Annotated in this window: 19 protein-coding genes and 1 other RNA gene; 18 read left to right on the top strand and 2 right to left on the bottom strand. The window is 64.3% G+C overall.

From position 1 onward, the window contains the following. Window positions 1-54: 54 nt before the first annotated feature. Together J7573_RS02355 and J7573_RS02350 are read right to left on the bottom strand one after the other, a co-directional pair. Window positions 55-426, bottom strand: a complete 372-nt coding sequence (locus tag J7573_RS02355) for a YraN family protein (RefSeq protein WP_159408964.1) — start codon at window positions 424-426, stop codon at window positions 55-57. Further along, entirely contained in the window at window positions 426-2243 is a 1818-nt protein-coding gene (locus tag J7573_RS02350) for a penicillin-binding protein activator (protein WP_294325027.1), read from the bottom strand. The genes J7573_RS02355 and J7573_RS02350 overlap by 1 nt, the downstream gene beginning before the upstream one ends. Before the next feature lie 221 nt (window positions 2244-2464). Here J7573_RS02350 and rsmI point away from each other — a divergent pair, with 221 nt between their 5' ends. The 18 genes from rsmI to lpxC all read left to right on the top strand — a co-directional run bounded on the left by rsmI (window position 2465) and on the right by lpxC (window position 21852). After that, window positions 2465-3307, top strand: coding sequence for a 16S rRNA (cytidine(1402)-2'-O)-methyltransferase (gene rsmI / locus J7573_RS02345; protein WP_181004561.1), 843 nt, complete (start codon window positions 2465-2467; stop codon window positions 3305-3307). A gap of 67 nt (window positions 3308-3374) precedes the next feature. Then, window positions 3375-3734: RNase P RNA component class A (gene rnpB, locus J7573_RS02340), an RNA gene on the top strand. A 309-nt stretch (window positions 3735-4043) separates the two neighbouring features. Continuing rightward, the gene (gene mraZ, locus J7573_RS02335; RefSeq protein ID WP_011535546.1) at window positions 4044-4499 is read left to right on the top strand and encodes a division/cell wall cluster transcriptional repressor MraZ; all 456 of its coding nucleotides are present in this window, start codon (window positions 4044-4046) and stop codon (window positions 4497-4499) included. Window positions 4500-4501: 2 nt separating this feature from the next. Further along, entirely contained in the window at window positions 4502-5443 is a 942-nt protein-coding gene (gene rsmH / locus J7573_RS02330; protein ID WP_294325530.1) for a 16S rRNA (cytosine(1402)-N(4))-methyltransferase RsmH, read from the top strand. Beyond that, window positions 5440-5733, top strand: a complete 294-nt coding sequence (ftsL, locus tag J7573_RS02325; protein WP_033702839.1) for a cell division protein FtsL — start codon at window positions 5440-5442, stop codon at window positions 5731-5733. Before rsmH ends, ftsL begins: the two co-directional genes overlap by 4 nt. Continuing rightward, entirely contained in the window at window positions 5733-7466 is a 1734-nt protein-coding gene (locus J7573_RS02320; protein WP_176508370.1) for a penicillin-binding protein 2, read from the top strand. The genes ftsL and J7573_RS02320 overlap by 1 nt, the downstream gene beginning before the upstream one ends. Further along, window positions 7466-8953, top strand: a complete 1488-nt coding sequence (locus J7573_RS02315; protein ID WP_294325522.1) for a UDP-N-acetylmuramoyl-L-alanyl-D-glutamate--2,6-diaminopimelate ligase — start codon at window positions 7466-7468, stop codon at window positions 8951-8953. Before J7573_RS02320 ends, J7573_RS02315 begins: the two co-directional genes overlap by 1 nt. Further along, window positions 8946-10313, top strand: a complete 1368-nt coding sequence (murF, locus tag J7573_RS02310) for a UDP-N-acetylmuramoyl-tripeptide--D-alanyl-D-alanine ligase (protein WP_294324983.1) — start codon at window positions 8946-8948, stop codon at window positions 10311-10313. The genes J7573_RS02315 and murF overlap by 8 nt, the downstream gene beginning before the upstream one ends. Further along, window positions 10313-11395: a phospho-N-acetylmuramoyl-pentapeptide-transferase gene (mraY, locus tag J7573_RS02305; protein ID WP_079226637.1), complete on the top strand. Its 1083-nt coding sequence runs from the start codon at window positions 10313-10315 to the stop codon at window positions 11393-11395. Before murF ends, mraY begins: the two co-directional genes overlap by 1 nt. Before the next feature lie 6 nt (window positions 11396-11401). After that, on the top strand, window positions 11402-12748 hold the full coding sequence (gene murD / locus J7573_RS02300; protein ID WP_294324982.1) for a UDP-N-acetylmuramoyl-L-alanine--D-glutamate ligase: 1347 nt from the start codon (window positions 11402-11404) through the stop codon (window positions 12746-12748). Then, window positions 12748-13959 (top strand): putative lipid II flippase FtsW, encoded by a 1212-nt coding sequence (gene ftsW, locus J7573_RS02295; protein ID WP_294325519.1) that lies wholly within the window; start codon window positions 12748-12750, stop codon window positions 13957-13959. Before murD ends, ftsW begins: the two co-directional genes overlap by 1 nt. Beyond that, entirely contained in the window at window positions 13949-15028 is a 1080-nt protein-coding gene (gene murG / locus J7573_RS02290; RefSeq protein ID WP_294324981.1) for an undecaprenyldiphospho-muramoylpentapeptide beta-N-acetylglucosaminyltransferase, read from the top strand. Before ftsW ends, murG begins: the two co-directional genes overlap by 11 nt. Then, the gene (gene murC / locus J7573_RS02285; protein ID WP_110635803.1) at window positions 15021-16469 is read left to right on the top strand and encodes a UDP-N-acetylmuramate--L-alanine ligase; all 1449 of its coding nucleotides are present in this window, start codon (window positions 15021-15023) and stop codon (window positions 16467-16469) included. The genes murG and murC overlap by 8 nt, the downstream gene beginning before the upstream one ends. Continuing rightward, window positions 16466-17422 carry a D-alanine--D-alanine ligase gene (locus J7573_RS02280; RefSeq protein ID WP_294324979.1) on the top strand — a complete coding sequence of 319 codons (957 nt, stop codon included), beginning with the start codon at window positions 16466-16468 and terminating at the stop codon, window positions 17420-17422. The genes murC and J7573_RS02280 overlap by 4 nt, the downstream gene beginning before the upstream one ends. 5 nt (window positions 17423-17427) lie before the next feature. Next, window positions 17428-18297 (top strand): cell division protein FtsQ/DivIB, encoded by an 870-nt coding sequence (locus tag J7573_RS02275; protein ID WP_103449230.1) that lies wholly within the window; start codon window positions 17428-17430, stop codon window positions 18295-18297. A gap of 14 nt (window positions 18298-18311) precedes the next feature. Then, a complete protein-coding gene (gene ftsA, locus J7573_RS02270) occupies window positions 18312-19574 on the top strand; it encodes a cell division protein FtsA (RefSeq protein WP_294324974.1) in 1263 nt (420 codons plus the stop codon). A gap of 55 nt (window positions 19575-19629) precedes the next feature. Next, window positions 19630-20826: a cell division protein FtsZ gene (gene ftsZ / locus J7573_RS02265; RefSeq protein ID WP_003260772.1), complete on the top strand. Its 1197-nt coding sequence runs from the start codon at window positions 19630-19632 to the stop codon at window positions 20824-20826. Between the two features lie 114 nt (window positions 20827-20940). Next, complete coding sequence (gene lpxC, locus J7573_RS02260; RefSeq protein ID WP_060508542.1) at window positions 20941-21852, top strand: UDP-3-O-acyl-N-acetylglucosamine deacetylase; 912 nt, start codon at window positions 20941-20943, stop codon at window positions 21850-21852. The last annotated feature ends 47 nt before the right edge of the window (window positions 21853-21899 follow it).

The following is a 21899-nucleotide window of genomic DNA, read 5'->3' as shown; positions in this document are numbered from 1 at the left end:
TACGCGCAACAAGGACCAGCCCGCGAAACATAGAGCAAATAAATCGGAGTGGGTTCAGCATTCGAAGGCGTTTTTCAGCCATTGAAGCGGCTGGCCTGCATGGCGACTGCCCTGCAGGGCGACAACGTCGAAGCGGCAGGGGTGATTGGCCCAGCGGGACTCCTTCTGCAGGAACAGCGTGGCGGCAAGCACCAGCCGTTTCTGCTTGCGCCCGTCAATGCTGCCGAGGGCGCCGCCGAAGTCCGCGTGCAACCGGTAGCGGACTTCGACGAATACTACTGTATCGGCGTCGAGCATGACCAGATCAAGCTCGCCGCCTTTGCATCGCCAATTGCGTGTCAGCAATTGCAGGCCTTGCCCTTGAAGGTACTCAAGGGCTTGGGTTTCTGCCGCCTGGCCGGCGCTGCTGGGCGATGCTTCGGGCATCAGTGCGAGGTGTCTGGCAGGCGCTTGACCTGGCCGCCAGAGAACTCGGCCCACGGCAGTTGGCGCTCGACGCGCTGGCTGGCGTTGATGCTCAGGCTGCCGGACAGGCCTTGCACGCGATTGTCTGGCAGTGCCTTGAGCTGGCCCAGGCGTGGCGCCAGGCTGTAGGCGTCGACGCCCATGGCGTACAGGCGGCCGAGGCTGCCTGCGGCTTGCGGCCACTGCTGCACGACCTGCTGACGCAGGCTGTTGCTGGTGTCGAGCAGCCACGGGGTTTCGCAGAAGCGAATGCCGTTCATGTCGTTGTACTGGTTGACGTCACCGCTGGCGCTGTACAGGTTCGAGGTGGCGTAGACCGGTACGTCACCGGCGTACTGGAAGTTCAGGGTCGGTTTGATCTGCTGCGCCTGCTGTGGGGTCGAGGCGAGGAAGATGAAGTCGATGTCCTGACGGCGCGACGGTTGTGCCGCGATGCTGCCGCCCACAGTGCTTTGCAGGCTCTGGGCGCGACCTTCGCTCTGGCGCAGCTGGAACAGCCTGGCGATCTGCTGGGCCAGTGCGACTGGCTGGGCGATGCGCTCGGCGGCGATGATGGTGCCGCCATTGCCTTCCCAGTCCTGACGGAAGGCGGCCAGCACACGGTCACCCCACTCACCGCTCGGTACCAGGGCCACGGCGCGGACCATGCCGTCAGCGCGGGCGCGGCGTGCCACTTCACGGGCTTCGTCCTCGGCGGCGAGGCCGAACTGGAACAGTTGGGGCGGCGCTTTCTGGCCGGCGTCGGCGTAGTTCAGGGCGAGGGTGGTGATTGGCAGCTGGGTGTTGCCAGCGAGCTGCTTGACCAGCGGCTTTTCAAGCGGGCCGACCACCAGTTGTACGCCGTCGGCCTGGGCCTGGCGATAGAACGCGTCGAGCGAACCGATGCGCGAACTGTCGTAGACCTGCACGGCAGGCGCTTGCCCGCCAGCCTGCTGGGCCTGGAAGTGGGCGGCCATGAAACCGTCACGCAGGGCGCGGGCAACGCCGGCCAGCGAGCCTTCCTGGGGCAGCAGCAGGGCGATCTTGGTCAGCGGCTGGCTGGCCAGTTCCTTGAGCTTGGTCAGGGCCAGAGGCAGCTGCTTGGCGGCTGGGTGATCGGGGTGCTGTTTGCGCCAGGACTCGATGGCAGCCTGCTGCTGCTCCAGGGTGCCGGCGCTTTTCACCGCCAGCGCCAGGCTGGTCCAGCCGGCCAGGATTTCGTTGCTGGCAGGCTGTTGCAGCTGCTCGGCTGGCAGCGAAGCGACCAGGGCCCAGACCGCGTCATTGTTGGCGCTGGCAGCCTGGCCGCTGAGCAGGGGGCTCAGCAGCACGCGTTGCTGGGCGGCGGCCATGGCCTGGCCGTCGGCCTCGAGGGCGGCGGCGTGGACGCTGTAGGTGCGCACCTGCTGTTGCTCTGGCAGCTCTGCGATGTGTTGCAGGCTCGGGTGGGAAAGCGCGGTCAGCGCGGCTTTGGGCTGGTTGCGGCTCATGGCCAGTTCGGCGCCGAGGGTGGCGGCGAAGATTTGCTGGGCCGGCTTGAGCGTGTCCATCGGCACCTGCTCGAGGATGCGTGCGGCGCGTGGGAAGTCCTTCTGCTTGTAAGCCAGGTCGGCTGCGCTCAGGCGCAGCAAGGCAGCGTCTTCGGCGGACTTGCTGGTGGCGGCCTTCTCGAGCAGTTGCTCGATGCTGGCATCCGGGGTGCGTGGCAGTTCGCCCAGGCTGGATGAGGGCGAGCTGGCGCAGGCTGCCAGCAGGGCAGCGAGGCAGAGGGCTGTGAACAGCCGCAGGCAAGCGATCATGTAAAGGTCCTGTTACTCGATCAAGTTGGCCGGCAATTGTACCCAAGCAGCGGCCGGGGCGCGATCTGCCGTTAGCAGAACCTTCACTATAGGCCGCTCGTCGATGGACGCCGATTAAGTTCTTTGCGCCCTGTTACCGGCGCTCGGGCTACAATAGCGCCTTTGATCCGAAAGGCAGGATGTGTGCAGTGACTGATGTGGCCGGGGCTTCGAAATCCACCATGGGGACGCTTTATGTGGTCGCGACCCCCATCGGCAACCTTGATGACATGAGCGCCAGGGCGCTCAAGGTGCTGGCCGATGTCGCCCTGATCGCCGCCGAGGACACCCGGCATTCGATCCGCCTGCTGCAGCACTTCGGCATCGACACGCCGCTGGCGGCCTGCCATGAGCACAACGAGCGCGACGAGGGCGGGCGCTTCATCACCAAGTTGCTGGCCGGTGAAGATGTGGCGCTGGTATCCGATGCCGGTACGCCGCTGATTTCCGACCCGGGCTACCACCTGGTGCGTCAGGCCCGGGCCGCGGGCGTCAGTGTGGTGCCGGTACCCGGTGCCTGCGCCTTGATTGCTGCGCTTTCGGCGGCCGGCCTGCCTTCCGACCGCTTTATCTTCGAAGGCTTCCTGCCAGCCAAGGCCGCTGGGCGTCGGGCGCGCCTGGAGCAGGTCAAGGAAGAGCCGCGCACGCTGATCTTCTACGAGGCGCCACACCGCATCCTGGAGTGCCTCGAAGACATGGAGCTGGTGTTCGGCGGCGAGCGCCCGGCGCTGCTGGCGCGCGAGCTGACCAAGACCTTCGAGACCCTCAAAGGCCTGCCGTTGGCTGAGCTGCGAGCGTTCGTCGCCGGCGATAGCAACCAGCAGCGCGGCGAGTGCGTGGTGCTGGTCGGTGGCTGGAGTGCACCTGAAGGCGAAGATGCGATCAGCGCCGAGGCGCAGCGCGTGCTGGACCTGTTGCTGGCGGAATTGCCGCTGAAAAGGGCGGCGGCATTGGCAGCGGAAATCACCGGTGTGCGCAAGAACCTGCTGTATCAGGTGGCCCTGGAAAAGCAGAAAGCACAGTAGTGGCAATTAGACATAGTTCACGGTATCGCTTGTTCTTGCGCGCGCGTGCCGTTAACCTTGTCGGCGGAGAGTCGATCGGACAGTCGCTGCCGTCTTTTGTTCCGCAAAAGATGGGGGAGGAAAGTCCGGGCTCCATAGGGCAGAGTGCCAGGTAACGCCTGGGAGGCGCGAGCCTACGGAAAGTGCCACAGAAAATAACCGCCTAAGCACTTCGGTGCCGGTAAGGGTGAAAAGGTGCGGTAAGAGCGCACCGCACGGCTGGCAACAGTTCGTGGCTAGGTAAACCCCACTCGGAGCAAGACCAAATAGGGTTCCATCAGGCGTGGCCCGCGTCGGAACCGGGTAGGTTGCTAGAGGCGTCCAGTGATGGCCGTCGTAGAGGAATGACTGTCCTCGACAAAACCCGGCTTACAGATCGACTCTCCACCTTTTCCTTTCCTGCTTGAATCGATAGCAGATCCCTCTTGGTAATACCAAAAAGATCTTACTCTTAATAATTCACTTTAACTTCGAACGGCATTCGTTTGAGTCGGTTTGATTTTTCTCGCGTTTTTCCCCGCCTGGCAGTCCTTTCTCCTTCCGTTGTTGCGCTAAATCTCGGTCCTGTAAGGGTTTTCCTTATGAACGTGCCTTGACGGTGCAGCGGACGGATTCCTATAGTGTGCGCAAGTGGCAGAAAGTGGGATGAAGTGGGTTTTCTGGCACAAAAAAGCTAACATTGTGGGGAATCGCAGCCGTGTTCCGCGGAGCCAACGCCGTCAGCCTCGATGCCAAGGGCCGTCTCGCCATGCCGAGCCGGTACCGTGACGAGCTCGATTCGCGTTGCAATGGTCAACTGATCGTGACCATCGACGCCGTTGACCCGTGCTTGTGTGTTTATCCCCTCGATGAGTGGGAACAGATTGAAGCCAAGTTGCGTGCCTTGCCGTCGTTGCGTGAGGAAAACCGCCGCCTGCAGCGCTTGCTGATCGGTAATGCGGTTGACCTGGAGCTCGATGGCAGTGGTCGTTTCCTGGTACCGCCCCGCCTGCGTGAGTACGCCAAGCTGGACAAGAAGGCGATGCTGGTGGGGCAGCTGAACAAATTCCAGCTGTGGGATGAGGATGCCTGGAACGCGGTTTCGGCAGCCGACCTTGCAGCTATCCAACAACCGGGCGCCATGCCCGACGATTTGCGTGACCTGATCCTGTGACCATAGATAGCGGCTTCAACCACATCACCGTCCTCCTCGACGAAGCTGTCGAGGCATTGGCCCTGCGCGCCGACGGTTGCTATCTGGACGGCACCTTCGGGCGTGGCGGCCATAGCCGCCTGATCCTCAGCAAGCTCGGGCCGCAGGGGCGGCTGCTGGGCTTCGACAAAGATCCTCAAGCGATTGCCACCGGGCAAGCGCTGGCGGCCGAAGACGGCCGCTTTGTCATTGTGCAGCGCAGCTTTGCCGAGCTTGGCTCGGAAGTCTCCGAGCGTGGTCTGGCCGGCAAGGTCAGCGGCATCCTGCTTGACCTGGGCGTGTCCTCGCCGCAGCTGGATGACCCTGAGCGCGGCTTCAGTTTCCTCAACGATGGCCCGCTGGACATGCGCATGAACCCGGATCAGGGCATCAGCGCTGCCGAGTTCATCGCCACCGCGCCTGTCGAAGAAATTGCCCGTGTCTTCAAGGAATACGGCGAGGAGCGCTTTGCCGGGCGCATGGCCCGTGCCGTGGTCGAGCGTCGTGAAAAGCAGCCGTTCACCCGTACTGCCGACCTTGCTGAAGTGCTCAAGGTCGCCAACCCGGCCTGGGAAAAGGGCAAGAACCCGGCGACCCGGGCCTTCCAGGGGCTGCGTATCCACGTCAACAACGAGCTGGGTGACCTCGAGGCTGGCCTTGAGGCTGCGCTCGACGCCCTGGAAGTAGGCGGCCGCCTGGCGGTCATCAGCTTCCACTCGCTGGAAGACCGCATCGTCAAGCTGTTCATGCGCAAGCTGGTCAAGGGCGAGGCCGACAACCTGCCTCGCAACCTGCCGGTGCAGCACAAGGTCTTCGAGCCGAAGATCAAGCTGATCGGCAAGGCGCAATTTGCCTCCGAAGCCGAACTCAAGGCCAACCCGCGGTCGCGCAGCGCCGTGATGCGGGTGGCGGAGAAGCTTCGGTGAGCCGGCTATTTGCCAAACCTCTGCCAGGCGGAAGCTTCCTGATGCTTCTGCTGTTTGTCGGTGTGCTCGTTTCGGCCATCGCCGTGTCTTACAGCGCCCACTGGAATCGTCAACTGCTCAACACCCTGTACGGCGAGTTGAGCGAGCGTGACAAGGCCCAGGCCGAGTGGGGCCGGCTGATTCTCGAGCAAAGCACCTGGACCGCCTCCAGCCGTATCGAGAGCCTGGCCTCCGAGCAGTTGAAGATGCGCGTGCCTGCGGCTGACGAAGTGCGGATGGTGGCGCCATGATGAAGCTCGAAGGCGCACTCTACCCCTGGCGCTTCCGGGTAGTGATCGGTTTGCTGGCCCTGATGGTCGGTGCCATCTGCTGGCGCATCATCGATCTGCAGGTGGTCGACCGTGACTTCCTCAAGGGCCAGGGCGATGCCCGCAGCCTGCGTCACATTCCCATTCCTGCGCACCGTGGCCTGATCACCGACCGCAACGGTGAGCCGCTGGCGGTCAGTACCCCGGTCACCACCCTGTGGGCCAACCCCAAGGAAATGCAGGCCGCCAAGGACCGCTGGCCGCAGCTGGCCGCGGCCCTTGGGCAGAACGCCCAGCAACTGACCGAACGCCTGACCCAGCAGGCCAACAAAGAGTTCATCTACCTGGTCCGTGGCCTGACCCCGGAACAGGGCCAGCACGTGCTCGACCTGAAAGTGCCGGGCGTGTATGGCCTGGAAGAATTCCGCCGCTTCTATCCGGCTGGCGACGTGACCGCGCACATGGTCGGCTTCACCGACCTCGACGACCATGGTCGCGAAGGCGTGGAGCTGGCCTACGATGAATGGCTGGCCGGCGTGCCCGGCAAGCGGCAAGTGATCAAGGACCGGCGCGGCCGGCTGATCAAGGACATCCAGGTTACCAAGAACGCCAAGGCCGGCAAGACCTTGGCGTTGTCCATCGACCTGCGCCTGCAATACCTGGCCACCCGCGAACTGCGTAACGCCATCGCCGAACAGGACGCCAAGGCCGGCAGCCTGGTGATCATGGACGTCAAGACCGGTGAGGTCCTGGCGATGGTCAACCAGCCGACCTACAACCCTAACAACCGTCGCAGCATGTTCCCGGCCGCCATGCGTAACCGGGCGATCATCGACGTGTTCGAGCCGGGCTCGACGGTCAAACCGATCTCGATGAGTGCGGCGCTGCAGAGCGGCCGCTGGAAGCCGACCGACAAGGTCGAGGTGTATCCGGGCAGCCTGCAGATCGGTCGCTACACCATCAAGGACGTGTCCAAGAGCGAGGGCCCGATCCTCGACCTGACTGGCATCCTGATCAACTCCTCCAACGTCGGCATGAGCAAGATCGCCTTCGATATCGGCGGTGAAGCCATCTACCGGGTCATGTCCCAGGTTGGCCTGGGCCAGTACACCGGCCTCGGCTTCCCGGGCGAACGCGTTGGCAACCTGCCCAACCACCGTGAGTGGCGCAAGGCTGAAACCGCGACCCTGTCTTACGGCTACGGTGTGTCGGTCACCGCTCTGCAGCTGGTGCACGCCTACGCGGCCCTGGCCAACGACGGCAAGATGGTGCCGCTGTCGATCCTCAAGGTCGACAAGGCGCCGGAAGCGGTGCAGGCCATTCCGAAAGAAACCGCCGAAACCGTCCAGGGCATGCTGCAGCAGGTGATCGAAGCGCCGCGCGGCGTATTCCGCGCCCAGGTGCCGTTCTACCACGTGGCCGGCAAGTCCGGTACCGCACGTAAGGCCACCGTCGGCTCCAAGGGTTACACCGAAAACGCCTACCGCTCGCTGTTCGCCGGCTTCGGCCCGATGAGCGACCCGCGCTATGCCATCGTCGTGGTCATCGACGAACCGGGCAAGGGTGGTTACTTCGGCGGCCTGGTGTCGGCCCCCGTATTCAGCAAGGTCATGTCGGGCACCCTGCGCCTGATGAACGTGCCGCCAGACAACCTGCCGCCGCCGAGTGATCCGCAGCAGGCCAGTGCAGCACCCGCCAAAGGAGGGCGTGGATGATGACGATGCCATTGAGCAAGCTTTTCGCCCACGCCAGCCGCGACCCGCTGATCCGTGAACTGACCCTGGACAGCCGTCAGGTGCGTCAGGGCGACCTGTTCCTCGCGGTGCCGGGTGCCAAGGTTGACGGCCGTGAGCACATCGCCGATGCGCTGTCGCGTGGCGCTGCGGCCGTGGCGTACGAAGAGCAGGGCGTCAACGTGCTGCCGATCACCGATGTGCCGCTGATTCCGGTGAAGGGCCTGATCGGCCAGCTGTCGCAGATTGCCGGCCGCTTCTACGGCGAGCCGAGCCGCCAGCTGAACCTGGTGGGCGTCACCGGCACCAACGGCAAGACCAGTGTCACTCAGCTGGTGGCCCAGGCGCTCGATGCGCTGGGCCAGCGCTGTGGCCTGATCGGTACCCTGGGCACCGGCTTCTATGGCGAGCTGCAGAGCGGCCGCCTGACCACGCCCGATCCGATCGCCGTGCAGTCGACCCTGAACGACCTCAAGAAAGGCGGCGCCAAGGCCGTGGCCATGGAAGTCTCCTCCCATGCCCTGGAGCAGGGCCGGGTCGCTGCGCTGGAATTCGACATTGCGGTCATGACCAACTTGTCCCGCGACCATCTGGATTACCACGGCAGCATGGAGGCCTACGAGGCCGCCAAGGCCAAGCTGTTCGCCTGGCCGAGCCTGCGTTGCCAGGTGGTCAACCTGGATGATGACTTCGGTCGTCGCCTGGCCGACGACTTTGCCCGCCGCCCGAGTGTCGAGCATATCGAGACCCGGCTGCTCAGCTACAGCCTGGAAAACCCGGACGCTTCGCTGTTCTGCCGCGAAGCGCATTTCGATGATGATGGCGTGCGCGCCACGCTCGTCACCGCCCAGGGTGAACGCACCCTGCGCAGCCAGCTGCTGGGCCGCTTCAACCTGAGCAACATGCTCGCGGCCGTGGCCACGCTGCTGGCGCTGGACTACTCGTTGGAAGAGATCCTCAAGGTCGTTCCCGACCTGCAGGGCCCGGTCGGCCGCATGCAGCGCCTGGGTGGCGGTGACAAGCCGCTGGTGGTGGTCGATTACGCCCACACCCCCGACGCCCTGGAAAAGGTCCTCGAAGCCCTGCGCCCGCATGCTCACGGCAAGCTGCTGTGCCTGTTCGGCTGCGGTGGCGACCGTGATCGCGGCAAGCGCCCGCTGATGGCCGAAGTGGCCGAGCGCCTGGCCGACCGTGTACTGGTCACCGACGACAACCCGCGGACCGAAGACCCGCTGCGCATCTTCGACGATATTCGCCCAGGTTTCGCCAAGCCCGCCGATGTCGAATTCGTCGCTGGTCGTGGCGAAGCCATCGCCCACCTGATCGCCACCGCTGCCGCCAATGACGTGATCGTCCTGGCTGGCAAGGGGCACGAGGACTACCAGGAGATCCACGGCGAGCGCCATGCCTTCTCCGACCTGATCGAAGCCGACAAGGCACTTGCAGCCTGGGAGGCTCCACATGCTTAAGCCCATGACCCTCAGTCAGCTGACCAGCGCCTTGAATGCGCGCCTGGTCAACGCCGATGCCAGTTTCACCGGTGTCAGCATCGACAGCCGCAGCGTCGCTGCAGGCCAACTGTTCGTTGCCCTGACCGGGCCGCGCTTCGATGGCCATGATTACCTCGCCGACGTGCAGGCCAAAGGCGCCGTCGCGGCGCTGGTCGAGCGTGAAATCGCCGATGTCGATCTGCCGCAGCTGCTGGTCGCCGACTGCCGCGTCGCGCTCGGCCAGCTCGGCGCGCTGAACCGCGCTGCCTTCGACAAGCCGGTCGTCGCCATCACCGGTTCCAGCGGCAAGACCACGGTCAAGGAGATGCTTGCCAGCATCCTGCGCACCCGTGGCCTGGTGCACGCCACCCGTGGCAACCTGAACAACGACCTCGGCGCTCCGCTGACCCTGCTGGAGATCGCTCCGGAGCACAGCGCCGCGGTGATCGAGCTGGGCGCTTCGCGCATCGGCGAGATCCGCTACACCGTCGGCCTGACCCGGCCGCAGGTGGTGATCATCAACAATGCCGGCACCGCCCATGTTGGCGAGTTCGGTGGCCCCGAGAAGATTGTCGAAGCCAAGGGCGAGATCCTCGAAGGCCTGGGCGAGGGCGGCACCGCCATCCTCAACCTGGCTGACAAGGCGTTCGATATCTGGCGCAAGCGCGCTGGCAGCCACCGTATCTTCAGCTTCGCCCTGGACAACCCGCAGGCCGATTTCCATGCCAGCGGTATTGGCCGTGATGCCCGTGGCTGCCCATCGTTCACCCTGCACGGCCCTGATGGCAGTGTGCCGGTGCAGCTGAACTTGCTGGGCACCCATAACGTCAGCAACGCCCTGGCCGCCGCCGCCGCTGCCCATGCCGTTGGTCTGAGCCTGAGCGGCATTGCCGCCGGCCTCAACGCCGTGCAACCGGTCAAGGGCCGCACCGTGGCGCAAATCGCTCCGAACGGTGTACGGGTCATCGACGACAGCTACAACGCAAATCCCACCTCCATGTGTGCGGCCATTGATATACTCGCCGGCTTTTCCGGGCGCACCGTTCTGGTGCTGGGGGATATCGGCGAACTGGGCCAGTGGGCGGAAGAAGGCCACCGGCAGGTGGGTGACTACGCACGCGGCAAGGTTGACGCCGTGTATGCAACGGGTTCCAACATGATTCATGCGGTCAAGGCGTTCGGCGCCAATGGCCGTCATTTCGCTACTCAAGCTGAGCTGATCGACGCCGTTCGCGCCGAGACTGCCAGCGACACCACTATCTTGATCAAGGGCTCGCGCAGCGCTGCGATGGAAAACGTCGTGGCTGCATTGTGCGGTGCCAGCGGGGAGAAACATTAATGCTGCTGCTGTTGGCCGAGTATCTGCAACAGTTCCACAAGGGCTTCGCGGTCTTCCAGTACCTGTCCCTGCGCGGGATTCTTGGCGTACTGACTGCGTTGTCGCTGGCGCTGTGGCTGGGGCCGTGGATGATCCGTACCCTGCAGATTCGCCAGATCGGTCAGGCCGTTCGTAACGACGGCCCGCAATCGCACCTGTCCAAGTCCGGCACCCCGACCATGGGTGGCGCACTGATCCTGTCTGCCATCGGCGTCAGCACCCTGCTGTGGGCCGACCTGTCCAACCGCTATGTCTGGACCGTGCTGATCGTCACCCTGCTGTTCGGTGCCATCGGTTGGGTCGACGACTACCGCAAGGTGATCGAAAAGAACTCGCGTGGCCTGCCGAGCCGCTGGAAGTACTTCTGGCAGTCGGTGTTCGGCCTGGGCGCGGCCGTGTTCCTGTACATGACCGCCCCGACCAGTGTCGAGACCACCCTGATCGTGCCGTTCCTGAAGGACGTCACCATCCCGCTGGGTATCGGCTTCGTCGTCCTCACCTATTTCGTCATCGTCGGTTCGAGCAACGCGGTCAACCTGACCGACGGCCTCGATGGCCTGGCGATCATGCCAACCGTGATGGTCGGCGGTGCGCTGGGTATCTTCTGCTACCTGTCGGGTAACGTGAAGTTTGCCGAGTACCTGCTGATCCCTTACGTGCCGGGTTCTGGCGAGTTGATCGTGTTCTGCGGCGCGCTGATCGGTGCCGGCCTGGGCTTCCTGTGGTTCAACACCTATCCGGCCCAGGTGTTCATGGGCGACGTCGGCGCACTGGCGCTGGGCGCCGCGCTGGGCACCATCGCCGTGATCGTACGCCAGGAAATCGTGCTGTTCATCATGGGTGGCATCTTCGTGATGGAAACCCTGTCGGTGGTGATCCAGGTCGCCTCGTTCAAGCTCACCGGCAAGCGCGTGTTCCGCATGGCGCCGATTCACCACCACTTTGAACTCAAGGGCTGGCCTGAGCCACGCGTGATCGTCCGTTTCTGGATCATCACCGTGATTCTGGTGCTGATCGGCCTGGCAACCCTGAAACTGAGGTAGAAAAGCGTGTCATTGATCGCTTCCGACCAATTCCGCATCGTTGTCGGCCTCGGCAAGAGCGGCATGTCCCTGGTTCGCTTCCTGGCGAACCGGGGCATTGCCTTTGCGGTCGCCGACACCCGTGAGCAACCGCCGGAACTGGAAACCCTGCGCCGTGATTACCCGCAGGTGGAAGTGCGCTGTGGTGAGCTGGATGTGGACTTCCTGTGCCGCGCCAACGAGCTGTACGTGAGTCCGGGCCTGGCTCTGGCCACGCCGGCCCTGCAGCAGGCTGCGGCGCGTGGCGTACAGCTGTCCGGTGACATCGAACTGTTCGCCCGCCATGCCAAGGCGCCGATCGTGGCGATCAGCGGCTCCAACGCGAAAAGCACCGTCACCACCCTGGTCGGCGAAATGGCCGCCAAGGCCGGCAAGCGCGTCGCCGTGGGTGGCAACCTGGGTACCCCGGCGCTGGACCTGCTGAGCGACGACGTCGAGCTGTATGTGCTGGAGCTGTCGAGCTTCCAGCTGGAAACCACCGACCAGCTCAACGCCGAAGTGGCCACCGTGCTGAACATCAGCGAAGACCACATGGACCGCTACAGCGGCCTGCCGGCCTACCACCTGGCCAAGCACCGGATCTTCCGCGGTGCCCGTCAGGTCGTGGTCAACCGCCAGGACGCCCTGAGCCGGCCGCTGCCGGTGGAAGGCCGCCCATGCTTCACCTTCGGCCTCAACCAGCCGGACTTCAAGGCCTTCGGCCTGCGTGAAGTCGATGGCGAGAAATACCTGGCGTACGAATTCCAGACCCTGATGCCGGTGCGTGAGCTGAAGATTCGCGGCGCCCACAACCAGAGCAACGCCCTGGCGGCCCTGGCCCTCGGCCACGCTGCCGGCCTGCCGTTCGCGCCGATGCTCGAAGCGCTGCGTGAGTTCAAGGGCCTGGCTCACCGTTGCCAGTGGATCCGTGAGCACAACGCCGTCAACTGGTACGACGATTCCAAGGCCACCAACGTCGGTGCTGCCCTGGCGGCGATCGAAGGCCTGGGTGCGGACATCGACGGCAAGCTGGTGCTGATCGCCGGTGGTGACGGCAAGGGCGCCGATTTCGCCGCGCTGCGCGAGCCGGTCAAGCGCTTCTGCCGCGCCGTGGTGCTGCTTGGCCGTGATGCCGAGCGCCTGGCCGATGCCTTGGGTGACGGCGCGCCGTTGGTGCGGGTCAAGACCCTGGAAGACGCAGTGCAGCAGTGTGCCGAGCTGGCCCAGCCAGGCGACGCGGTGCTGCTGTCGCCGGCCTGCGCGAGCCTCGACATGTTCAAGAACTTCGAAGAACGCGGGCGCCTGTTCGCCCTGGCGGCGGGAGGGCTGGCATGATTTTCGGCATCCTCAAGCCCTATCCGTCGCCGCTGATCAGCGGCCGTGGCATCGATCTCGATTTCGCGATGCTGGCCGGCTGCCTGGCGCTGCTGGGCCTGGGCCTGGTGATGATCACCTCGGCATCGTCGGAAGTTGCCGCAGTGCAGTCCGGCAACCCGCTGTACCACATGTTCCGCCACCTGGTGTACGTGTTCCTTGGCCTGCTTGCCTGTGGCGCGACCATGATGGTGCCGATCGCTACCTGGCAGCGCATGGGTTTCATGATGCTGATCGGTGCCTTCGGCCTGCTGGTGATGGTGCTGGTGCCGGGGATCGGTCGTGAAGTGAACGGTTCGATGCGCTGGATCGGCTTCAGCTTCTTCAACGTGCAGCCCTCGGAGATCGCCAAGGTCTTCGTGGTCATCTACCTGGCCGGCTACCTGGTGCGCCGGCAGACCGAGGTGCGTGAAACCTGGATGGGCTTCTTCAAGCCGTTCATCGTGCTGCTGCCGATGGCCGCTCTGCTGCTGATGGAGCCGGACTTCGGCGCCACCGTGGTGATGATGGGGGCCGCCGCCGCGATGCTGTTCCTCGGCGGGGTGGGGCTGTTCCGCTTCAGCCTGATGGTGGTGCTGGCGGTAGCTGCGGTGTTCATCCTGGTGCAGGCGCAGCCGTACCGGATGGCGCGACTGATCACCTTCACCGACCCCTGGTCCGACCAGTTCGGCTCCGGCTACCAGCTGACCCAGGCATTGATCGCCTTCGGTCGCGGCGAGTGGCTGGGCGTCGGCCTGGGCAACAGCGTGCAGAAGCAGTTCTACCTGCCTGAAGCGCACACCGACTTCGTGTTCTCGGTACTGGCCGAAGAGCTGGGTGTGGTCGGCTCGCTGGTGACCATCGCGCTGTTTGTCTTCGTTACCATCCGCGCGCTGTACATCGGCCTGTGGGCAGAGAAGGCCAAGCAGTTCTTTGCTGCCTACATGGCATTCGGCCTGGCGTTCCTGTGGATCGGCCAGTTCCTGATCAACATCGGCGTGAACGTCGGCCTGCTGCCGACCAAGGGCCTGACCTTGCCGTTCCTCAGTTACGGCGGTTCATCGCTGGTGATCTGCTGTGCCTGCGTGGGTTTGCTGTTGCGCATCGAATGGGAGAGTCGCACGCACCTGGGCAGCGAGGAGCACGAATTCAAAGAGAGCGATTTTGCCGAGGAGACCAGTCATGGCCGCTGACGGCAAGAACGTACTGATCATGGCCGGCGGCACCGGGGGCCACGTGTTCCCGGCCCTGGCCTGCGCCCGTGAGTTCCAGGCCCGCGGTTACACCGTGCATTGGCTGGGCACGCCGCGTGGCATCGAGAACGAACTGGTGCCGCAAGCCGGCCTGCCACTGCACCTGATCCAGGTCAGCGGCCTGCGGGGCAAGAGCAAGCTGTCGCTGCTCAAGGCGCCGTTCACCCTGGTCAAGGCGGTGCTCCAGGCACGCCGTATCGTGCGCGAGCTCAAGCCCGTGTGCGTAGTTGGCTTCGGCGGCTATGTGACCGGCCCGGGCGGCGTTGCCGCGCGGCTGTGCGGCGTGCCGCTGGTGATCCACGAACAGAACGCCCGTGCCGGCACCACCAACCGCCTGCTGCTGCCGCTGGCGGCGCGTGTTTGCGAAGCCTTCCCGGCGACCTTCGACGCCAGCGACAAGCTGCGTACCACCGGCAACCCTGTGCGTCCGGAGCTGTTCATGGATGCCCAGCGCGCCCCCCTGGCCGAGCGCCGCGCGCGCCTGCTGGTGATGGGTGGCAGCCTGGGTGCGGAACCATTGAACAAATTGTTGCCTAAGGCCCTGTCCGAAGTGGCGGCAGACCTGCGCCCAGAGGTGTTCCACCAGGCCGGCAAGCACCATGCGCCGGCCACTGCCGAGCGTTACCGCGAGGCAGGTGTCGAGGCCCAGGTCGAACCGTTCATCAAGGACATGGCCCATGCCTATGGCTGGGCCGATATCGTGGTCTGCCGGGCCGGTGCCCTGACCGTCAGCGAACTCGCGGCGGCGGGCCTGCCTTCGATGCTGGTGCCCTTGCCCCACGCGATCGACGATCACCAGACCTACAACGCCCAATATCTGGCCCGGGAAGGTGCTGCCTTCCTCATGCCACAAGCGACAACTGGCGCAGCGCAACTCGCTGAACGCCTGAACGAGGTGCTGATGCAACCCGAGAAACTCAACACCATGGCTGGCACCGCACGGCGCCTGGCCAAACCTGCTGCAACCAGCACCGTGGTCGATATCTGCCTGGAGGTGGCCCATGGTTGAAAGCCAGAAAGCCATGCCCCAGCCGAAGATGGGCCGCATCAATCGCATCCACTTCGTCGGTATCGGCGGCGTGGGCATGTGCGGTATCGCTGAAGTGCTGCTGAACCTGGGCTACCAGGTATCCGGTTCCGACCTCAAGGCGTCGCCGGTTACCGAGCGCCTGGAGTCGTTCGGCGCCGAGATCTTCGTCGGCCACCGCGCCGAGAACGCCGCCAATGCCGATGTGCTGGTAGTGTCCAGCGCCATCAACCCGGCCAACCCGGAAGTCGCCACCGCCCTGGAACGTCGTATTCCGGTGGTGCCGCGTGCCGAAATGCTCGCCGAGCTGATGCGCTATCGCCACGGCGTGGCGGTTGCCGGTACCCACGGCAAGACCACCACCACCAGCCTGCTGGCTTCGGTATTCGCCGCCGGCGGCCTTGACCCGACCTTCGTCATCGGTGGTCGCCTGACCGCTGCCGGCACCAACGCGCAGCTGGGCACCAGCCGCTACCTGATTGCCGAAGCCGACGAAAGCGATGCCAGCTTCCTGCACCTGCAGCCGATGGTTGCCGTGGTCACCAACATCGACGCCGACCACATGGCAACCTACGAAGGTGACTTCAACAAGCTGAAGAAGACCTTCGTCGAGTTCCTGCACAACCTGCCGTTCTACGGCCTGGCCGTGATGTGCCTGGACGACCCTGTCGTGCGTGAGATCCTGCCGCAGGTCAAGCGCCCGACCGTCACCTACGGTTTCAGCGAAGAGGCCGACATCCGCGCCATCAACGTGCGCCAGCAGGGCATGCAGACCCACTTCACCGTGCTGCGCCGTGACTGCGAGCCGCTCGAGGTGTCGGTGAACATGCCCGGCAACCACAACGTGCTCAACGCCTTGGCCACCATTGCCATCGCCACTGACGAAGGCATCAGCGATGAAGCCATCGTCCAGGGCCTGTCCGGCTTCCAGGGCGTCGGCCGACGCTTCCAGGTCTATGGCGAACTGCCGGTCGACGGCGGCAGCGTGATGCTGGTCGACGACTATGGTCACCACCCGACCGAAGTGGCTGCAGTGATCAAGGCCGTACGCGGTGGCTGGCCAAGCCGGCGCCTGGTGATCGTCTACCAGCCGCACCGCTACAGCCGTACCCGCGACCTGTACGACGATTTCGTCCAGGTGCTGGGCGATGCCAACGTGCTGCTGTTGATGGAGGTCTACCCGGCCGGCGAAGAGCCGATCCCCGGTGCCGACAGTCGCCAGCTGTGCCACAGCATCCGCCAGCGCGGCAAGCTGGACCCGATCTACATCGAACGCGGCGCCGAGCTGGCGCCGCTGGTCAAGCCGCTGCTGCGCGCTGGCGACATCCTGATCTGCCAGGGTGCCGGTGACGTCGGTGGCCTGGCCCCGCAACTGATGAAAAGCCCGCTGTTCGCTGGCGCCAAGCAGGAGAAGTCGAAATGACCAGCGCCTACGAACAACTGCGCTCGACCCTGGACGTGAAAGCGTTCGGCCGCGTGGCCGTACTGTACGGCGGCAAGAGCGCCGAGCGTGAAGTGTCGCTGAAGTCTGGCGCCGCAGTGATCGACGCGCTGACCACTGCCGGTGTCGACGTGGTCGGCATTGACGTCGGTGACGACCTGCTGGCGCGCCTGCAGAACGAGAAGATCGACCGCGCCTTCATCATCCTCCACGGCCGTGGCGGTGAAGACGGCAGCATGCAGGGCCTGCTCGAGTGCCTGGGTATCCCCTACACCGGCAGTGGCATCCTCGCTTCGGCACTGGCCATGGACAAACTGCGCACCAAGCAGGTGTGGCAGAGTCTGGGAATTCCGACCCCGCGTCACGCGGTGCTGGCCAGCGAACACGATTGTGTTGCCGCCGGTACGGAACTGGGCTTCCCGTTGATCGTCAAACCGGCCCATGAAGGTTCCAGCATCGGCATGGCCAAGGTGAACAGCGTGGAAGAGCTGGTCGCCGCCTGGAAGGATGCCGCCCATTACGATTCGCAAGTCCTGGTCGAGCAATGGATCCACGGCCCGGAGTTCACCATCGCCGTTCTGCGTGGCCAGGTGCTGCCGCCGATCGCCCTGGGCACTCCGCACGTGTTCTACGACTACGACGCCAAGTACATCGCCAATGACACCCAGTACCGCATCCCGTGCGGCCTGGACAGTGCCAAGGAGCAAGAACTGATCGACCTGACCGCGCGCGCCTGCGATGCCATCGGCATCGAAGGCTGGGGCCGGCTGGACGTGATGCAGGACGAGCAGGGCCGGTTCTGGCTGCTCGAAGTCAACACCGCACCCGGCATGACCGACCATAGCCTGGTGCCCATGGCGGCCCGCGCGGCCGGCCTGGACTTCCAGCAACTGGTGCTGGCGATCCTGGCTGAAAGCGTGGCGACGCGAGGTTAACCATCATGCAAGGCGCAATGATACGTCAGCAGCAACCCGTTACCGGCCGCAGCAAGCCGGTGCCGCGCGGTGCCAGCCGACTGGTGGCCGACGAGCCCGTATCGGCGCGCCTGCCGCGGCCCAGCCTGGGCGGCCTCAAGCGCCTGCTGTGGCCGATCGTGCTGGTGGCTGCAGGCTTCGGCGCCTATGAGGGCGCCATCCGCCTGATGCCGTATGCCGACCGGCCGATCACCAAGATCGACGTGCAGGGCGACCTCAGCTACATCAGCCAGCAGTCGGTGCAGCAGCGCATTGCGCCCTATGTGGCGGCGAGCTTCTTCAGCGTCGACCTCACCGCGATGCGCGCCGAGCTCGAGCAGATGCCGTGGATCGCCCATGCCGAAGTACGCCGGGTGTGGCCGGACGAAGTGGTGATTCGCCTGGAAGAACAGCTGCCGGTGGCGCGCTGGGGTGACGAGGCCCTGCTCAACAACCAGGGCCAGGCCTTCACCCCGCGCGAACTGGCCAACTATGAGCACCTGCCGCAGCTGGCCGGGCCGCAGCGTGCTCAGCAACAAGTCATGCAGCAATATCAGGTATTGAGCCAGATGCTGCGCCCCCTGGGCTTTTCCATCGCTCGCCTGGAGCTGCGCGAGCGGGGCAGCTGGTTCCTGACCACCGGTGCGAGCAGTGCCGGGCCAGGCATCGAGCTGCTGTTGGGGCGCGACCACCTGGTGGAGAAGATGCGCCGTTTCATTGCCATTTACGACAAGACACTCAAAGAGCAGATCACCAATATCGCCCGCATTGATCTGCGTTACGCCAACGGACTTGCCGTTGGTTGGCGGGAACCGAACGCACCGACGACGGCCAAACCCGCCGTTGCGAAGAATTAGAGAGAGGCAGGACCATGGCAAACGCGCATAGCGGCAAAATGATCGTCGGGCTGGACATCGGCACCTCCAAGGTGGTGGCGCTGGTGGGTGAAGTGGGCGAAGACGGCACCCTCGAGATCGTGGGCATCGGCACCCATCCATCCCGCGGCCTGAAGAAGGGCGTGGTGGTGAACATCGAATCGACCGTGCAGTCGATCCAGCGCGCGGTGGAAGAAGCCCAGCTGATGGCCGGCTGCCGTATCCACTCGGCGTTCGTCGGCGTGGCTGGCAACCACATCCGTAGCCTGAACTCCCACGGCATCGTCGCCATCCGCGACCGCGAGGTCAGCGTTGCCGACCTCGAGCGCGTGCTCGACGCCGCCCAGGCCGTGGCCATCCCGGCTGACCAGCGCGTGCTGCACACCCTGCCGCAGGACTACGTGATCGACAACCAGGAAGGCGTGCGCGAGCCGCTGGGCATGTCCGGCGTGCGCCTGGAAGCCAAGGTCCACGTGGTCACCTGCGCGGTCAACGCGGCACAGAACATCGAGAAGTGCGTACGCCGCTGCGGCCTGGAAATCGACGACATCATCCTCGAGCAGCTGGCCTCGGCCTATTCGGTGCTGACCGATGACGAGAAAGAGCTGGGCGTGTGCCTGGTGGACATCGGTGGTGGCACCACCGACATCGCCATCTTCACCGAGGGCGCGATCCGTCACACCGCGGTCATCCCGATTGCCGGCGACCAGGTCACCAACGACATCGCCATGGCCCTGCGTACGCCGACCCAGTACGCCGAAGAAATCAAGATCCGCTACGCCTGCGCCCTGGCCAAGCTGGCCGGCGCCGGCGAGACCATCAAGGTGCCGAGCGTGGGCGACCGCCCACCGCGCGAGCTGTCGCGCCAGGCCCTGGCCGAGGTGGTGGAGCCACGTTACGACGAGCTCTTCACCCTGATCCAGGCCGAGCTGCGCCGCAGCGGCTACGAGGACCTGGTGCCAGCCGGCATCGTCCTCACCGGCGGCACCGCGAAGATGGAAGGCGCAGTGGAACTGGCCGAGGAAATCTTCCACATGCCGGTACGCCTGGGCGTACCGCACAGCGTTCGGGGGCTGAGCGACGTGGTGCGCAACCCGATCTATTCCACCGGCGTGGGCTTGCTCACCTACGGCCTGCTCAAGCAGTCCGAGGACATGGTCCTGACCGGTAACAGCAACAGCAACAGCAACAGCTATGGCGATGAACCGAAGGCCCCAGTGCTTGAACGCTTCAAGCGGTGGGTCCAGGGCAACTTCTAAGTTTCAAAGCAGTAGTGGTAGGCGCGACAACTAGAGAACTGTAAGGAGAGGGAAAATGTTCGAGCTCGTAGACAACGTCCCGCAAAGTCCGGTCATCAAAGTGATCGGTGTTGGCGGTGGCGGCGGCAACGCCGTCAACCACATGGTGAAGAGCAGCATCGAAGGCGTCGAGTTCATCTGCGCCAACACCGATGCCCAGGCGCTGAAAAACATCGGCGCACGCACCATCCTGCAACTGGGCACCGGCGTGACCAAGGGTTTGGGTGCCGGTGCCAATCCGGAAGTCGGCCGTCAGGCCGCGCTGGAAGACCGTGAGCGCATCGCCGAGGTGCTGCAGGGCACCAACATGGTGTTCATCACCACCGGCATGGGCGGCGGTACCGGTACCGGCGCGGCGCCGATCATCGCCGAAGTGGCCAAGGAAATGGGCATTCTCACCGTTGCAGTGGTGACCCGTCCGTTCCCGTTCGAAGGCCGCAAGCGCATGCAGATCGCCGACGAAGGCATCCGCATGCTGGCTGAGAGCGTCGACTCGCTCATCACCATCCCCAACGAGAAGCTGCTGACCATCCTGGGCAAGGATGCCAGCCTGCTGTCCGCCTTTGCCAAGGCCGACGATGTACTGGCCGGTGCCGTTCGCGGTATCTCCGACATCATCAAGCGTCCGGGCATGATCAACGTCGACTTCGCCGACGTGCGCACCGTCATGGGTGAAATGGGCATGGCGATGATGGGTACCGGCTGCGCCAGCGGCCCGAACCGTGCTCGCGAAGCCACCGAGGCGGCCATCCGCAACCCGCTGCTCGAAGACGTCAACCTGCAGGGCGCCCGCGGCATCCTGGTGAACATCACCGCAGGTCCTGACCTGTCGCTGGGTGAGTACTCCGACGTGGGTAGCATCATCGAAGCCTTCGCCTCCGACCACGCCATGGTCAAGGTCGGCACCGTGATCGACCCTGACATGCGTGACGAACTGCACGTGACCGTAGTTGCCACGGGTCTGGGCGCGCGCATCGAAAAACCGGTCAAGGTGGTCGACAACACCCTGCAGACCGCTCAGCAGGTGTACGAAGCTTCCAACCCGGCGCCAGTTCGCCAGGAGCAGCCAGCCGTCAACTACCGTGACCTGGAGCGCCCGACCGTGATGCGCAACCAGGCCCACGCAGGTGCCGCTGCGGCAGCTAAACTCAACCCTCAGGATGACCTGGACTACCTCGATATCCCAGCCTTCCTGCGTCGTCAGGCCGATTGATGGAATTTATCAGGGGTATAAGGGTGATTGGTGTTCAGCAAAGGCCGGGTCTGTTATCATCCCCAGCCTTTGTTGATACCTGTTCGCATTATTTGCGCTGAAGCGGCCAATGCCATGATTAGACAACGCACCCTGAAGAATACCATCCGTGCCACGGGCGTCGGCCTGCACTCCGGGGAGAAGGTCTACCTGACCCTCAAGCCTGCGCCTGTCGACACCGGCATCGTCTTCCGTCGCGCCGACCTCGACCCTGTGGTCGAGATCCCGGCGCGTGCGGCCAACGTCGGTGAGACCACCATGTCCACCACGCTGGTCAACGGTGACGTCAAGGTCGATACGGTCGAGCACCTGCTCTCCGCCATGGCGGGCCTGGGCATCGATAACGCCTACGTCGAGCTCTCCGCCTCGGAAGTGCCGATCATGGATGGCAGCGCCGGTCCCTTCGTATTCCTGATTCAGTCTGCCGGCCTGGAAGAGCAGGACGCAGCCAAGAAGTTCATCCGCATCCTGCGCGAAGTGACAGTGGTGGAGGGCGACAAGAGCGCCACCTTCCTGCCATTCGACGGGTTCAAGGTGAGCTTCGAGATCGACTTCGATCACCCGGTCCTCAAGGGCCAGACCCAGAGTGCGGTCGTCGACTTCTCCAGCACCTCGTTCGTGAAGGAAGTCAGCCGTGCCCGTACTTTCGGCTTCATGCGTGACATCGAGTACCTGCGCAAGCACAACCTTGCGTTGGGCGGCAGTGTAGAGAACGCCATCGTGGTCGACGAGACCGGTGTGCTCAACGAAGACGGCCTTCGTTCCGATGACGAATTCGTCAAGCACAAGATCCTCGACGCCATTGGCGACCTTTACCTGCTGGGCAACAGCCTGATCGGCGAGTTCAAGGGCTACAAGTCCGGCCACGCGCTGAACAACCAGCTGCTGCGCAAGCTCATCGCTGAAACCGATGCCTGGGAAGTGGTCACTTTCGAAGATGCCAGCACGGCACCGATCTCGTACATGCGCCCTGTTGCGGCTGTGTAAGTTCGAACACTCTCTAGTTCGTTGATTGAGGCCACCTTCGGGTGGCC

It is taken from the genome of Pseudomonas sp. (assembly GCF_017744435.1).
In the GTDB taxonomy this organism is placed as follows: Bacteria; Pseudomonadota; Gammaproteobacteria; order Pseudomonadales; family Pseudomonadaceae; genus Aquipseudomonas.
The sequence above is the reverse complement of the archived record's forward strand: the minus strand, read 5'-3'. Positions and strand labels throughout refer to the sequence as shown.

Bases quoted from the DNA above. Each gene is read 5' to 3' on its own strand.
- J7573_RS02280 (WP_294324979.1), top strand. From the start codon at position 16,466: ATGACCAGCGCCTACGAACAACTGCGCTCGACCCTGGACGTGAAAGCG.
- murC (WP_110635803.1), top strand. From the start codon at position 15,021: ATGGTTGAAAGCCAGAAAGCCATGCCCCAGCCGAAGATGGGCCGCATC.
- ftsA (WP_294324974.1), top strand. From the start codon at position 18,312: ATGGCAAACGCGCATAGCGGCAAAATGATCGTCGGGCTGGACATCGGC.
- ftsZ (WP_003260772.1), top strand. From the start codon at position 19,630: ATGTTCGAGCTCGTAGACAACGTCCCGCAAAGTCCGGTCATCAAAGTG.
- lpxC (WP_060508542.1), top strand. From the start codon at position 20,941: ATGATTAGACAACGCACCCTGAAGAATACCATCCGTGCCACGGGCGTC.
- rsmI (WP_181004561.1), top strand. From the start codon at position 2,465: ATGGGGACGCTTTATGTGGTCGCGACCCCCATCGGCAACCTTGATGAC.
- J7573_RS02315 (WP_294325522.1), top strand. From the start codon at position 7,466: ATGACGATGCCATTGAGCAAGCTTTTCGCCCACGCCAGCCGCGACCCG.
- murG (WP_294324981.1), top strand. From the start codon at position 13,949: ATGGCCGCTGACGGCAAGAACGTACTGATCATGGCCGGCGGCACCGGG.
- J7573_RS02275 (WP_103449230.1), top strand. From the start codon at position 17,428: ATGCAAGGCGCAATGATACGTCAGCAGCAACCCGTTACCGGCCGCAGC.
- mraY (WP_079226637.1), top strand. From the start codon at position 10,313: ATGCTGCTGCTGTTGGCCGAGTATCTGCAACAGTTCCACAAGGGCTTC.
- J7573_RS02350 (WP_294325027.1), bottom strand. From the start codon at position 2,243: ATGATCGCTTGCCTGCGGCTGTTCACAGCCCTCTGCCTCGCTGCCCTG.
- murF (WP_294324983.1), top strand. From the start codon at position 8,946: ATGCTTAAGCCCATGACCCTCAGTCAGCTGACCAGCGCCTTGAATGCG.
- J7573_RS02355 (WP_159408964.1), bottom strand. From the start codon at position 426: ATGCCCGAAGCATCGCCCAGCAGCGCCGGCCAGGCGGCAGAAACCCAA.
- J7573_RS02320 (WP_176508370.1), top strand. From the start codon at position 5,733: ATGAAGCTCGAAGGCGCACTCTACCCCTGGCGCTTCCGGGTAGTGATC.